The 13,520-nt window shown below is 37.9% G+C and carries 14 protein-coding genes and 1 riboswitch; of the genes, 4 read left to right on the plus strand and 10 right to left on the minus strand.

The window, feature by feature from the left end; all coding sequences use genetic code 11:
• Window positions 1-1,119: 1,119 nt before the first annotated feature.
• Complete coding sequence (locus ABES03_RS12270; protein WP_430117615.1) at window positions 1,120-1,635, plus strand: M15 family metallopeptidase; 516 nt, start codon at window positions 1,120-1,122, stop codon at window positions 1,633-1,635.
• A gap of 144 nt (window positions 1,636-1,779) precedes the next feature.
• Here the strand turns inward: ABES03_RS12270 and ABES03_RS12275 are convergent, their stop codons facing one another.
• The 4 genes from ABES03_RS12275 to ABES03_RS12290 all read right to left on the minus strand — a co-directional run bounded on the left by ABES03_RS12275 (window position 1,780) and on the right by ABES03_RS12290 (window position 4,138).
• Complete coding sequence (locus ABES03_RS12275) at window positions 1,780-2,166, minus strand: TerB family tellurite resistance protein (protein ID WP_430117571.1); 387 nt, start codon at window positions 2,164-2,166, stop codon at window positions 1,780-1,782.
• A 128-nt stretch (window positions 2,167-2,294) separates the two neighbouring features.
• Window positions 2,295-2,720: a 2-oxoglutarate dehydrogenase E1 gene (locus tag ABES03_RS12280; RefSeq protein ID WP_430117572.1), complete on the minus strand. Its 426-nt coding sequence runs from the start codon at window positions 2,718-2,720 to the stop codon at window positions 2,295-2,297.
• A gap of 428 nt (window positions 2,721-3,148) precedes the next feature.
• Window positions 3,149-3,442: a putative quinol monooxygenase gene (locus tag ABES03_RS12285; RefSeq protein ID WP_430117573.1), complete on the minus strand. Its 294-nt coding sequence runs from the start codon at window positions 3,440-3,442 to the stop codon at window positions 3,149-3,151.
• Between the two features lie 45 nt (window positions 3,443-3,487).
• Entirely contained in the window at window positions 3,488-4,138 is a 651-nt protein-coding gene (locus ABES03_RS12290; RefSeq protein WP_430117574.1) for a nitroreductase family protein, read from the minus strand.
• Window positions 4,139-4,394: 256 nt separating this feature from the next.
• On the opposite strand from ABES03_RS12290, the gene ABES03_RS12295 reads away from it, so the two are divergent.
• Window positions 4,395-5,060, plus strand: coding sequence for a TetR/AcrR family transcriptional regulator (locus tag ABES03_RS12295; RefSeq protein WP_430117575.1), 666 nt, complete (start codon window positions 4,395-4,397; stop codon window positions 5,058-5,060).
• A 50-nt stretch (window positions 5,061-5,110) separates the two neighbouring features.
• Here the strand turns inward: ABES03_RS12295 and ABES03_RS12300 are convergent, their stop codons facing one another.
• Both ABES03_RS12300 and ABES03_RS12305 read right to left on the minus strand, forming a co-directional pair.
• Window positions 5,111-6,358 (minus strand): ATP-binding protein, encoded by a 1,248-nt coding sequence (locus ABES03_RS12300; RefSeq protein ID WP_430117576.1) that lies wholly within the window; start codon window positions 6,356-6,358, stop codon window positions 5,111-5,113.
• Between the two features lie 170 nt (window positions 6,359-6,528).
• Window positions 6,529-7,722, minus strand: coding sequence for a nucleoside transporter C-terminal domain-containing protein (locus ABES03_RS12305; protein ID WP_430117577.1), 1,194 nt, complete (start codon window positions 7,720-7,722; stop codon window positions 6,529-6,531).
• Window positions 7,723-7,884: 162 nt separating this feature from the next.
• Window positions 7,885-7,987: riboswitch (purine riboswitch) on the minus strand.
• Window positions 7,988-8,214: 227 nt separating this feature from the next.
• Here ABES03_RS12305 and ABES03_RS12310 point away from each other — a divergent pair.
• A complete protein-coding gene (locus ABES03_RS12310; RefSeq protein WP_430117578.1) occupies window positions 8,215-8,457 on the plus strand; it encodes an ABC transporter in 243 nt (80 codons plus the stop codon).
• Between the two features lie 481 nt (window positions 8,458-8,938).
• On the opposite strand, the gene ABES03_RS12315 is transcribed toward ABES03_RS12310, so the two are convergent.
• Window positions 8,939-9,826, minus strand: coding sequence for a cation diffusion facilitator family transporter (locus ABES03_RS12315; RefSeq protein WP_430117579.1), 888 nt, complete (start codon window positions 9,824-9,826; stop codon window positions 8,939-8,941).
• Window positions 9,827-10,024: 198 nt separating this feature from the next.
• On the opposite strand from ABES03_RS12315, the gene ABES03_RS12320 reads away from it, so the two are divergent.
• Window positions 10,025-10,726 carry a polysaccharide deacetylase family protein gene (locus ABES03_RS12320; RefSeq protein ID WP_430117580.1) on the plus strand — a complete coding sequence of 234 codons (702 nt, stop codon included), beginning with the start codon at window positions 10,025-10,027 and terminating at the stop codon, window positions 10,724-10,726.
• Between the two features lie 93 nt (window positions 10,727-10,819).
• Here the strand turns inward: ABES03_RS12320 and larC are convergent, their stop codons facing one another.
• Genes larC through ABES03_RS12335 form a run of 3 tightly spaced genes read right to left on the minus strand, consistent with a single transcriptional unit; the run spans window position 10,820 to window position 13,516 of the window.
• Window positions 10,820-12,175: a nickel pincer cofactor biosynthesis protein LarC gene (gene larC, locus ABES03_RS12325; RefSeq protein WP_430117581.1), complete on the minus strand. Its 1,356-nt coding sequence runs from the start codon at window positions 12,173-12,175 to the stop codon at window positions 10,820-10,822.
• On the minus strand, window positions 12,156-12,851 hold the full coding sequence (gene larB / locus ABES03_RS12330; RefSeq protein WP_430117582.1) for a nickel pincer cofactor biosynthesis protein LarB: 696 nt from the start codon (window positions 12,849-12,851) through the stop codon (window positions 12,156-12,158). Before larB ends, larC begins: the two co-directional genes overlap by 20 nt.
• A 29-nt stretch (window positions 12,852-12,880) precedes the next feature.
• Complete coding sequence (locus ABES03_RS12335) at window positions 12,881-13,516, minus strand: urease accessory protein UreH (RefSeq protein ID WP_430117583.1); 636 nt, start codon at window positions 13,514-13,516, stop codon at window positions 12,881-12,883.
• Between the last annotated feature and the right edge of the window lie 4 nt (window positions 13,517-13,520).

Here is a 13,520-nt window from a genome sequence, read left to right on the forward strand (position 1 = left end):
AAAGTCGCTCTTTGACTTTAATTGCAGTAGGTTATTTGACCCGAGGTGCTAGGCGCAGAGCTGGGCAATTCTCGAAGTCGAAGTCGAATTCATGCTTATCATGTAAGGAGAAATGCGGAGTCCATGGAAACTTTTAATCAAACGTTTGATTAGTTTTTTCAACCTTCGCGCACACTGGCCTCCAGCTTTTCAATTAAGCTCTTTTCATATACATTGTTGCTCACTATCAATTTTGTTCCTAATTTAAAAGTACTTCTGACAAAGTTGATGAATTTTAAGTCCACTCTGTCAGAACATGAATCTACTTCTGACAGGGTTATTGAATTTTAGGTCAACTCTGTCAGAACATGGGCTAACTTCTGACAGGGCTGATGAATTTTAGGTTAACTCTGTCAGAACATGGGCTAACTTCTGACAGGGTTGATAGATTCAAGAGAAACATGTCCGAAAATGTGCGACTACAATAAAAACTATAATGTGAATACCAACAAACTTTGCGAATATGGCCTTTTAATTAACGTTTGATTAGTTTTTCGACCCTTGTGTACATGGCCTATAGCATTTTTAATCAAACGTTTGATTAGTTTTTTCAACCCTTGTGTCCCAAGGTCTCTAGCTTTTTTAATCAAACGTTTGATTAGTTTTTCAACCCTTGTTCACATGGCCTCTAGCTTTTTTAATCAAACGTTTGATTAGTTTTTTCAGCCCTTGTGTACCAAGGACTCCAGCATTATAATCAAACGTTTGATTAGTTTTTCAACCCTTGTTCACATGGCCTCTAGCTTTTTTAATCAAACGTTTGATTAGTTTTTTCAACCCTTGTGTCCCAAGGTCTCCAGCGTTTTAATCAAACGTTTGATTAGTTTTTCAACCCTTGTTCACATGGCCTCTAGCTTTTTTAATCAAACGTTTGATTAGTTTTTTTACCGAATCTTTAATGGGTCTCCGAAGACAGATACCCAAAAGTTAGGAAGCAAAGAAATGAAACAATGCGGCTGTACTTTACGTCTTAATTAAGAAGCCATTTTTATATACGAGAGGAATATAGTTTTGAAGTTAAAACGAATAGGAAGTTTATTGTTTATCATTTCTTTTGCTCTTATTATCATCCTTCTCTTTATGGAAGAAAATCCTATATCCGATTTGAATACAAAGCAGTCTGTTTCTTTTCCAACTGAACTCCATCCAATTGTGAAGGAACGCAGCGATCAATTAATCCAACAATCCGCAAGTAAAGGAATTAGGGTCATGATTACGGATGGCTTCCGCAGTGCGGAAGATCAGGATCGGCTATATGAGAAAGGTCGATCGACTGAAGGAACGATTGTAACGTATGCAAAAGGAGGAGAGTCTTATCACAATTTTGGTCTTGCCGTTGATTTTGCGCTAAAGGATCCTTCAGGAAATGTCATTTGGGATATGAACTTTGATGGAAATAAAAATGGGAAATCCGATTGGACTGAGGTTGTAGTAATGGCAAAAGCTTTAGGGTTTGAATGGGGCGGTGATTGGGCTCAATTTAAAGATTATCCTCATTTACAAATGGATTTTGGCTTGACTGTTGCCGACTTACAGAATGGAGAGAGACCTGCTGACTCATCCATGACAGTAGATACAAATCTCGGCAAACCATGATTAACCTAATACAATGCACCCCTAACGAAAGAGGTACGAATACGATTCTTATAAGCTTCCATTCGAAAAAACAATAAACGCTCAGAGAAAAATATTGCTCTGAGCGTTTCGTTTGTTAAATGGATATAAGGCTAAAAGTGTCAATTACACTGAATGAGAATCTTTACCGGAAAGCTCGTTAATTTTACCAATCCAATCCTTAAAGCTTCCGAATTCATGTGGATCGAAGCCGAAGTACTCCTTAATGATGCGGACAGATTCACTTTCTTGTTCATGAAATACTCCATCTGAATAAATCAATTGCAGGAGTTCTGTTAAAACGATGTTTTTAGCGCGTTCAGATTGAAATATCGCTAAAATATCCTCTATTGCCTGACCTTTTATCTGATAATCCTCTAGCTCAACTTCCTTTTTAAACTTTTTTAAAACAGTATGTTCATATATAGATAATTTGCCATCAATGGTTGATATCAGCGTAGCAAGTTCAAGAAACGCCTTTTTCTCCTCAGGCTGCAGTTCTTCTAAGAACAAAATTCCACAACTCCCTTTAATCTTTGTACTATTTATACGAATGAAAACAAAATAAGTTCCAACTTGGCCCAAAGAAGGTGCCTGTCCCCCAGCATATTAATGCGGTAACGCAGCGGGGGTCAGGCACCCTAAAATGGATGCTCCCATAATCCTAGTTTTCCCTTTGTCGGGATCCACTCATCCAGTAATTTCATATCTTTCACTTCCCACGCATATCCACCTACTCGAAAGTCCCCTAGAAAAAAGTCATTTCCTTCTACGATTCGTCCATCCTCTAGGACTGCCCAGGTTTGGTTATGTTCCGTTACTTTTATGCAATTGACAAGTTCACAAACAGCAATAATTTTCCCGGTTGGCAAATTTTCAGTTGTGTATCCATGTTTACCTAGCAACTTCTGAATGGCAATATGATTGGAGACAGCCTTATCAATTTTCAAACTAGTGTGAATGGCCATTGGGCCACGATAATTTGTCTTCCACGACCTGGTTTCGTATTGGTTCTCTCTAAGAACAAAGAGACTTGCCCATGGTTGGATCATCGATAAAACCTTCATACTTATTAGCCCCTAACAGTTGAATGTTGTTTTCTTTAGCGTATCCCTTTCAAAAGTTACTATGACTAGTTACTTTAACCTAATGGGATCTGTAGAGATTTATACACCAAAAGCAGTGGCTTATTTGAGAAAGCTTTAAAAATATATTAGCGGCTATGCTGTAAACAAGTTCTCTAACAAGCTTTCAAATGAATATAAATGGGTATATAGAGATAAAAACTTTCACTTGAAAGGAGATATGCCGATGGATATGGATGTTTGTATTTCATGTGGAAAGGAATTGTCTAAATTTGAGAGGAACAGATGTGAATGTTGGGAATGCATGGACACGACCACTGAAGCCTATACAGAAGATGATTAAATATGACAAAAGGTGCCTGACCCCCAGCGTGGTAATGCGTTAACGCGGCGGGGGTCAGGCACCTTTTTTATTTCAGCGGTTGTCCTTCGAATGCTTTTACATCTAGTGGTGCAGTGAGAAATTTTTTTGCCGTTGCTACAAATGTGGTGAACGGCTCACTTGCGTTGTGGCTTGCAACAGCATCTTTATCCCGCCAAATTTCCACCATGGTAAAGATGTTTTCACTTTCTACATCCTTTTGAAGACGGTAGGAGATGTTTCCCTCTTCTGCTCTTGATGCAGCAATCAAGGGTTGAATACCTTCTAAAAATTGATCCTGCATGGTTGGATTAATATGAAATGTAGCATGAATAATAATCATCGTTAAGTCATCCTCTCTCATTTATCAATGATTTAGGCTCTTTCCTTACTTCCATTGTGCGACTTGAGCAACTGGGAGACGTACAGATGGATACCCACTATCCGCTGATTTTCCGATGGAAATAAGCATAATTGGAACATATCGATCTTTATCTAAACCGAATGCTTCTGCAATTTGGTCTTTTTCATAACCGCCAATAGGGTTTGTATCATATCCAAACGCACGAGCTGCCAGCATTAATTGCATAGACACAAGTCCACCATCGACTAACACCACGTCTTTCATTTCCTCACGTGAAATGTTCTCGTAGTAGCCTGCGAAAGAAGTGAGGATTCGCTCCTTAACATCTTGAGGCATATAACCTTTCTCTACGGCAGAACCATAGATTTCTTCCGCTTTCTCAAAATTGTTCAAATCACCAAATACCGCAATAACTGCAGATGAAGTATCCACTTGGTTTTGGTTAAATTTAGCAAGTGGCGCCAGTGTCGCTTTTGCTTCAGGACTTTCAATAACAAGAAAACGCCATGGCTGCATGTTAACGGATGATGGCGCCAGTGTCGCTAACGTTAGGATTTCAGTCATTTCCTCACGGCTGATTTTTACAGATTTATCATAATTTTTAATAGACCGGCGACCTTTAAGAATTTGATTAAAGTCATTTATGAGTTGTCTTGATGATGTAGCTGTTGTCATAGGTGTATTCTCCTCTTCTCTTCTTGTGAATGTAATGTAATCTATTCTTATTTTGCCCAAGCTCTCTAACTTCATGGGGTTAAAGTGTATTACTGATTTTATTTTAGACAAAATAATCATATAATGTCCAAAGTGTTAACAATGGATTACTTTACTCCTCTTTTTCATCTTTGTAAACTAAAAAAACTTGGCGTTGATGTAAAGAAATTCCCAATTGGTTTATGTTATAATTTTTGATGGAAAGAGAGTGTGGACTATGAGAAAAATATCAACTGAAGATCGATTACTGATGAGACAATCCCATATTAAGAAGATCATAAAAGTGATTCGGACTCAGGGATTCTTGTCTTTATCTATCCAAGAAATTGCTCAGTTAATGAACATGAGTCGAGCCTCTCTGTATAACTATTTCTCTTCAAAAGAAGACATCCTTATGGAGTTAAATGATTTTTGCATTTCCTATATTTATGAAGCAGGTCAAATGATTTCCAATACAGAGCTTTCCTATTCCCAACGTCTTCAAAAGGTCTTCGAACATGCCGTTTTTTCGGCTGCCTATTCCTCTGAAGTTTTCTTAAAAGACCTTCAAATCAGCTGCTTATCACTTTATGAAAAAAAGAAGCAGGCACGAAAAGAACAAATGGCAGCCATTCATTCGTTTTATCAAACTGGAATGGAATCAGGCTCCTTTAATGAATTAAATCCGGCACTTCTCATAATGCAAGACGAAGCCGTCTTAAATAAACTAATCAATACCTCTTTTTTAATGGATGAGGAACTGACATTAGAACGTGCTCTATATGATTACTACTTGGCTAAATGCTTCCAAGTGCTACGACCCGAATTACTACCAAATTTAGACTACGATGAAATTAAATCCATGGTAAAAGAAATATTTCAAAAACTCTCACCCATACTATAAAAAGGTGCCTGTCCCCCAACGCTTTAAAGCGTTGGGGGACAGGCACCTTTTTATTTGCTTAACGGAAAGACAATTGTAACGGTTGTACCTTTGCTGATTTCACTTTTGTACTCAATGGAGCCATTCATTTCACGGATCAGTTTGTTGGTTACCATACTACCTAGTCCTGTTCCCTTCGACTTAGTTGTGTAAAAAGGGAGACCGATGTTTCTTAACTCTTCAGGGGTCATTCCTCTTCCATTATCTTGGATGCTAATTTCCACCTGTCGTTTTATGTAGTCTGCTTGCAGCTCAATCTTGATCTTCCCATGATAAACTATGGACTCAATCCCATTTTTCATAACATTCATGAGTGCTTGCTTTAAATGTGGCTCATCCCCATTGATATAGTATGGTTGGGTATTATCATATTCGATGACAACATTCGAATATGTCGCAAGCGGTCTCAATAGTTGGACACAATCACTTAAGACATCATGTAAGGAGACAACAGTTAATTGAAATGGTTCGGGCTTCGCCACTTTCAAATAATTAGTAATAATACTGTTCGTCCGGTCTAGTTCTTCAAGAATTAATGGGGAGTATTTCTTCAATTGCTCATCCTTTGTATCTGTACTTAAAAATTGAATAAAGCCTCTAACGGTTGCCAGTGGATTTCGAATTTCGTGCGCAATCGAAGCCGTAAGCTGCCCAACCATTGTCAGCTTATCCATATACACCATTTCTTCAAACTGCTTATTAATTTTTATCAAACTTTCAATCACAAAGATTAGGGCTATGGTGGTTAAATAAAAAGCAATAAAGTAAGTTAAATAAAAGTGTAATTCTAAAAAACGAACTCTAAAATACAGAATGGTAATATAAAGAACAAGATAGCAACCAACGACAATTGATCCCGCCGCAAGCCTAGCGTTTGCTTTTAAAAATGGCCGCCTCCATGCTAACGCACATAAAAAAGCGACAACGCAAACTAGGATACCCGTTAAAAGAAACTTTCCACCAATGAAATATCGAATTAAACATGTGCTAACTAAAATAATGCTACCGGGGATCCAGCCACCATACAAAGTAAGGATGATGATAGCAACCATCCTTAAATCAAAATGCGTCTCTCCTAAGGTCCGAATAGGATAAATCATGCAGAAAAGTGCACCTAGAGCTCCTACTAACCCATAAATGACTTTTTGTTTTAATAATATAGGAGCTTTAGATTGAAACGGTAAAAACAAATTCATATTAAAAGTAAAAGATAATAATATCGTAATATTTACAATCAGTGGTTTGATGAGAGTAATCAAGAAAAATCCTCCACATAAAATAGGGTGTACTCATATTTATCCTTGCCTTAGGCACAGACAAACTTGCATCATTATTGCGTCTATGTAAAATCATATCATAAAAAAAGGGGACAGTCCCCCACTGCGGTAACGCAGCGGGGGACTGTCCCCAAAATGCTCCAAAATGCTTATTACCAAACGAATAATCCAACAATCATTGCGCTTAGTAAGGATACTCCTACACCGCTTACTAGTAGCTTCCACACATTCTTCCCGATGATATTTGATTTATCTTCACCCAAAATAGAGTTAAACGTACCATAAATCATACCGACTGTGCTAAAGTTAGCAAATGAGGTTAGGAACGTGACCGCCACCGCAACCGTATGCGGAGCCAACCCACTGAGCTTACCTTTTAAGTCCATCATTGCAACAAACTCATTGGTGGCAAGCTTGATTCCCATTAACTGTGCCACATACATCGCATCATCTCCCCCTAAGCCAAGCAAAAAGGCAAATGGACTAAAGATAACAGAGAAAATCTTTTGAATGGTTAAGCCTTTCACAATGAATCCTAAGATTCCGTTTACACCAGCAGTTAAAGCTACATATCCAATGACCATCGCCATAATAACAATGACCATTTTGATTCCGACAAGCATACTGTTAGATATCGTTGAAAAGAAATCTTTTCTTTCTTCCTTAGAAGGAACATACACGATGTCTTCCTCTTTACTCACCTCAACAGGATTTAGCATGTTTGCTATCAAGAGGGCATTAAAACAATTCAACGGAATCGCCACAAATACATACGTCGCTGGTACCATCGTTAAGTACGCCCCAATAATAGAGCCGCTGATACTGCTCATACTCATGATTCCAAACGTTAACAGTCGATGTTCTTTTAGAACGATCATTTGCTGACGGATAACAGCGAGTGCTTCCGTATTGCCAAGAAACATCATCTGAATAGAGAAGAAACTCTCCAGCTTTGGCAAGCCGGATAATTTTGAAATGACCCAGCCCACCTTATCAATAATCCAGGTTAAAATTCCAAAATAGGTTAAGATATCGAAGAACGTAATAATGAAAATAATCGGCATTAGCGCACTAAAAAAGAAATCTACATGTTCATTCGCCATGACAGATGGGAAAACAAATGAAATCCCTTCGTTGGCACAGGCAATTAACCAGGTAAAGAAAGAAGCTATTTTATTAATAATCCATGACCCAATTTTCGTCGATAACATAAACCAAGTAATCCCAAACTCAGCTACCAACAATGTCAAAATGGACTTCCATTTTACGTTTCTTTTATTAGGTGAGCATAAATAAACGAGGCCCATAACAACTAGTACTCCAACTACATTCAACAAAAAATACACGCTACTCACTCCTTTTGTTTATCATTTCCTAAAACGTTTATTTCAAATAGAAAAAGTCCTTCCCTTTTCAGACCTTCCGCCACCAGACAGAAAGCATGAAAAAGTAAGGACTGTTTTTTTAAAACAGAATTAATTCATCTAAGTCAACCTGACAAAAGACTACGTTTCTTCATACTTCCTTGTAGTCCGGCATTTTACGGCTGCCAGGTAGAAACTATCAGACCAACGACACTGATATTATACAAGGATAATAATGTTATAAATATTTAAGGAATAGATACCATTCTAATTCAGGTTGTGCTTTGCTTCAATAGGTTTTATTAATGTTGTAATTATTATACTTATAACAATCTTAAGGCAACTTTATCTACTCTAAAATGATAACAAACAATTCCTAAAAGTATACAAGCCTCTTTTTGGTGTTCTAATAAACAAGCACTTCATGTCACGCATATTATATTGTTGAACAACCATGACAGGAGGTGAATCTCTATGGGACAGGATCATGGTAAATGTCATTCTCACTGTAGTATTTTTGGTGTTTTCCTTGGATTTTTAACTGGTGTGATATGGTTGCTACTTGCAGTTTTAGGGGTCATTTCTGATTTCTTCAACTTACTTGAACTAGGATATCTTGGTCATATTTTAAATATTCTTATTGCGTTAATCGGCTTCCTAGCTTTTCTTCTCTTTGGGTTATGCGTATTTAAGAAAGCTGCGCGCTATTGCCGGTAAAAAACAGGTAAAACCTTACCTACTTTGAAAGAGTTCACCGTAATGCATCAGTATGATGTTCTTTTAATACGCACTCCCTTTTAAATAAGATGCCTTGTCCTGAATCGAGGATCCAGCAAGAGTAAAATAAGCGGAGATTTTCCGGTTAAATGCAGAATGGAGCTCATTTTTGGGTTATATAAGCGGAATTTTTCCGGTTATGCAAAGGAAAATCTCCCATTTTCGCATTTTTCGAGTCAATAGGCGGAATTTCTCCGTCTATTTTAGCTTTTTTTACTAAAATTTATTAAATAAGCGGAATTTTTCCGTCTATTTATCAGATTGGGTAAAGTGAATGAAGTTTCGTAGAAAAATAAATGAAGAAAAAGACAGACGTCAATTCTTGGGCCTTTAAATTAAGAAAGCACTCGAAAACGGAATCCTTTAGAATTCAAGCACACTGCTTTTCTAGTTTTTAATATTCACTTTTTCCTTTGCGAATCTATCCCCTCACCTTTTCATAATCCGGCTCTACATGGACATGAACATCATAGACACCATAGTCTCTCATCAATACTTTTTCTACACGGGTGGCAATGTCATGCGCAGCTCGGACATCTAATGTGGAATGAACGAGAATCACCACATCGATGACTTCATTATTTCCGTAGTTTCTCCCTTTCAATTCTTTAATGCCTTTCACACCATCTAGCATTGTAATGACCTCTTGGTAGAGCTGAATCTTATGTTCATCGAATCCATCTGAAAGTTCATGAGAAGTTTCCAAAAAGATATCCCAAGCTGTTTTACAGATCAAAACTCCTACGATAATTGCCGTTAATGTATCAAGCCAAGGCATATGTAATTGTGATCCAATGATTCCCACAGCCGTTCCTATACTTACCCATGCATCAGAAAGATTATCTTTGGCAGCGGCCATCACGGCTTTGCTATTAATTTTTATCGCTAATTTTTTGTTATAAAGATAAACACCTATCATAACGACCGCTGAAGCTATCCCTACATAGGCAGCAAGCATATCAGGAGACTCATTCCTCCCCCGAAACATAGCGGGAATGGCATCCGTCAACACCTGGATACCAACGGCAATCATAATAAACGAAGCCACCATAGAGGCGATGGTTTCACTCTTCCAATGGCCATACCCATGATCGTTATCAGGCGGTCGTTGCGATATTTTTAACCCGATAAGGACAGCAATCGATGCAATAATGTCTGTTGTATTATTTAGTCCATCAGCTCTTAAGGCAGCTGAATCACTCATATATCCGATAACTAGTTTTACAGCTGATAAAATAAGATAGGCAACAATACTTATCATTGCGCCTCGTTCCCCTAATCTAAGGTCTTTATATTTCTGGTCATCCATTCTCCTGACCTCCCCACAAATTCCTTCCATATCATAACAACCAACAGTCGGGTGGGTCTAGAGCAACCTTTTTGCGCCGCTTTATATAAGTAGGCTTTAGATAATAATGTTTCACAAGGGAAAGATTTCTAGTGAGGTTCGAACAATCTCTTCTTTTTGCTATAATTGAAAGAAATCTCTTCAAGAAAGGTCTTTTTAATGAAAAAAAGAAGAATAATACTTATAATAACGTTGATTATACTTGTTTTGTTTTTACTTTTCGGTACCTATAAATTAATGAATATGCGAACATTCCAATTGTTTGGCGGACTTACGGATAAAGTGGAGACCAACCAAAAGGTAGTTGCTTTAACCTTTGACGATGGACCGTCTAAAAATGTAAATTCTATTCTTCCATTATTAGAACAATACAAGGCAAAGGCTACTTTTTTCCTCATTGGTCACGATATGGAACAGTACCCTGTGGAAGCGGGGAAAATAGCTACAGCTGGTCACCAGCTAGGAAATCACACATATTCGCATAATCGAATGGTATTCAAAACACCGTCATATATAAAGAAAGAAATAGAAAAAACGGATCAGCTAATCCGTGAAGCAGGCTATAAGGGTGAAATTGATGTCCGTCCACCTAATGGTAAAAAACTAATCGGATTCCCATATTACCTCTATACACATCATCGAGATACAATTATGTGGAGTTTGGAACCCGATAGCTATTACTCATCCACAACTGATAAAATTAATTATGTGAAGAAAAATATAAAACCTGGATCAATTATCTTGATGCATCCGATGTATGACCAAACTGGCGAAGAGCTAAAAGCGATTGAAGGGATACTAAAGGCACTAACGGAGCAGGGATATACATTTGTTACTGTAAACGAGTTACAAGAACATTAATTCCATTTTGATAATTTTCATTAAAAAGATCTTCTATTCTTTGTTTGAAATAGAAGATCTTTTTTAAAGTTAATTTTCTTAATACTACTTACTTTACAACGTTGCGTTTAACTCAATCATCTTTCTTGCTTCCGCCTGAAGGACTGAATAGACTTCCAAAAGAGGTACATTGAATGCAATTGCTGCTTCTTTTATTTCTTCATATTCGGGTGTTATTTTATAAATCTTGCCACCCTCGTATCCAATTTTAACTGTTAAATTTCCATAAATAGTTTCTATCTTTTCAAATCGACGTGATAGGATTCTTCGTGACCATTCAGACTTACGAACACCAAAAGTACTGGTTTCTTTAAGCAATAGATCTTCCATTGCTAGACTATCCTGTGGCTTTGTATGAACAGTAATAAGAGAACCTGGTCTACTTTTTTTCATTGTTATTGGAGTAAAAAAAACATCTAGTGCTCCGTTTTTTATAACCTTTTCCATGACATAACCCAAGGTTTCCCCTGTTATATCATCTAACTGACATTCTAATATAGATATAGTTTCCCTTTGAGGTTCATCCTTTGCCTGAAAAAGAAGAACCCGCAATACATTCGGGTGTTCGAAATTCTTTTTTCCAGCCCCATATCCAATACGCTCTATAGACATGGCAGGCATATGGCCATAGTCATCAACTAGAGCTTTTAAAAATCCAGCTCCTGTTGGGGTCGTTAATTCTCCCTTTACATGAAAATCGGCTAAAGGAACACCTCGTAGAATTTCAGCAGTAGCTGGCGCAGGAATAGGGTATAGACCATGTGCCATCATGACTTTTCCATATCCAGTTGGAACTGGTGAAGCAATAATCTTATTAATATCTAAATTCTCTAGGGCCAAACATACCCCAATTACATCTATAATCGAGTCCATTGCCCCTACCTCATGAAAGTGGACATCTCTTGGATCCATGCCATGTATTTTTCCCTCTGCCTCAGCTATCACTTGAAAAACAGCACTGCTTCTCTCCTTAACTCTAAGAGGTAACTCGCTTTCGTTTATCATATTTAGAATGGTTGAAGCTTTTCTATGTGAATGATGATGGTGCTCACTATGTGAGTGTTCATGTCCTCCGTGATGGTGATGGTGTTCGCCATGTGTGTGACTATGGTCTACATGATGATGATGGTGCCCGCTATGTGAATGGCTATGATCTTCATGATGGTGATGGTGTCCATGGTCATGCAAATGCGCATCATGAACATGTACTTCTTCTTTAAAGTGAAGGTCAAGCTGTTTTGCAGACATTCCTTTCTTGTCTACTTGCTTCACATTTAAAGAAAAAGGATCGATTGGCAGCTTCATCAATTGTTCTCTAATATAAGTTATATCCGCTCCTAAATCGATCAATGCTGATAATGTCATATCTCCAGAAATTCCAGATTGGCAATCAAGATATAGTATGTTCATTGTTTACCCCCTCTGAAGCGAGCTGAAGGATGAGTGCTGCCTGATATGCTGCTCCGAATCCATTATCAATATTTACCACACTCATTCCTGAAGCACAGGATGTCAACATCCCCAAAAGAGGAGTTAATCCTTGGAGGTGTGCTCCATATCCAACAGAAGTAGGTACAGCAATAACTGGGCGCTTGACCAATCCACCCACAACACTAGGCAATGCGCCTTCCATCCCTGCAACCACAATTAGAACACTAGCTTTGGTAATCTCATCGCGATAGGCTAGTAAACGATCAATACCTGCTACACCGACATCATAAAGTCGTTTTACTTTACATCCCATCCACTCTGCAGTAATCGCGGCTTCTTCTGCAACAGGTAAATCAGAAGTACCTGCACACATTACCATCACTTCACCGTGATATTGCCTGGAAGCTGAACCGTAAAGCAAGATTCGAGATACTGCATCATAGTGTGCGGAAGGATAATTATCTAACAGTAAAGCGGCCTTCTCTTCTGATAAACGTGTAACCATTACTTTACCGTGAGATTCAATCAGCTTCTCCATGATAAGATTAATTTGTTCCGCGGTTTTCCCTTCTCCATAAATCACTTCAGGATATCCGGTACGTCTTTCTCGATCAATATCTACTTTACTAAATCCTAAATCTTCAAATTTCCTCATGATTTCACCTGCTGTCTTAAAGTTTCGTATTAAATAAAGAAGCCTTCTTGATATCCCATTAAATAGATATAGTAAATTCCGTAACAAATACTAATGATTGCTGCAGAACCTGTTAATATACGGTCCAGCTTTTGCGTTTTGCCTGAAAAAACAAATGGTAGGCTGATAACAAAGGTAAACAGAAGCATCCCAAGTATGGTACCAGCACCGAACACCCCAATATAAAGAACCGCACTTCTAATGGAATCAACTGCCGATACAACTAGCAATGTCATTGCAGCACTTCCTGCTAGTCCATGGATTTGACCAATGAACATAGATTTTAAGAAAAATTGTTTGTTTTCTTTAGTAGGTTTCTTTATATGATTCTTTTTTAACGTTAGAAAAGAAAGAATTCCTAGGTAAATGAGCATAACACCTACGCCCATTTCGAATGCCATGCCCCACTTTTGAGGGATACTTCCTTTTGTAAGTGCTAAAATAAGAAATACGCCTAGTAAGGTCAAGGTATGTCCTAGCCCCCAAAAAACACCTAAAAAACTGGAATGAAAAAGTGATTTCTGCTTGCCTGCTATTGTAGATACCGCAATAATATGGTCAGGTTCTAAAGCATGCTTAAGTCCCAATAAAAATCCTATTCCTAAAACTCCCAAAAGACTTCCCATCTCG

This window comes from Neobacillus rhizosphaerae, assembly GCF_050477885.1.
Classification (GTDB): domain Bacteria; phylum Bacillota; class Bacilli; order Bacillales; family Cytobacillaceae; genus Neobacillus; species Neobacillus rhizosphaerae_A.

Excerpts from the sequence above, each read along its gene's own strand:
- ABES03_RS12270 (WP_430117615.1), top strand. The coding sequence starts at position 1,120 with ATGGAAGAAAATCCTATATCCGATTTGAATACAAAGCAGTCTGTTTCT.
- ABES03_RS12280 (WP_430117572.1), bottom strand. The coding sequence starts at position 2,720 with ATGAAGGTTTTATCGATGATCCAACCATGGGCAAGTCTCTTTGTTCTT.
- ABES03_RS12285 (WP_430117573.1), bottom strand. The coding sequence starts at position 3,442 with ATGATTATTATTCATGCTACATTTCATATTAATCCAACCATGCAGGAT.
- ABES03_RS12290 (WP_430117574.1), bottom strand. The coding sequence starts at position 4,138 with ATGACAACAGCTACATCATCAAGACAACTCATAAATGACTTTAATCAA.
- ABES03_RS12295 (WP_430117575.1), top strand. The coding sequence starts at position 4,395 with ATGAGAAAAATATCAACTGAAGATCGATTACTGATGAGACAATCCCAT.
- ABES03_RS12310 (WP_430117578.1), top strand. The coding sequence starts at position 8,215 with ATGGGACAGGATCATGGTAAATGTCATTCTCACTGTAGTATTTTTGGT.
- ABES03_RS12315 (WP_430117579.1), bottom strand. The coding sequence starts at position 9,826 with ATGGATGACCAGAAATATAAAGACCTTAGATTAGGGGAACGAGGCGCA.
- ABES03_RS12320 (WP_430117580.1), top strand. The coding sequence starts at position 10,025 with ATGAAAAAAAGAAGAATAATACTTATAATAACGTTGATTATACTTGTT.
- larC (WP_430117581.1), bottom strand. The coding sequence starts at position 12,175 with ATGAACATACTATATCTTGATTGCCAATCTGGAATTTCTGGAGATATG.
- larB (WP_430117582.1), bottom strand. The coding sequence starts at position 12,851 with ATGAGGAAATTTGAAGATTTAGGATTTAGTAAAGTAGATATTGATCGA.
- ABES03_RS12335 (WP_430117583.1), bottom strand. The coding sequence starts at position 13,516 with ATGGGAAGTCTTTTGGGAGTTTTAGGAATAGGATTTTTATTGGGACTT.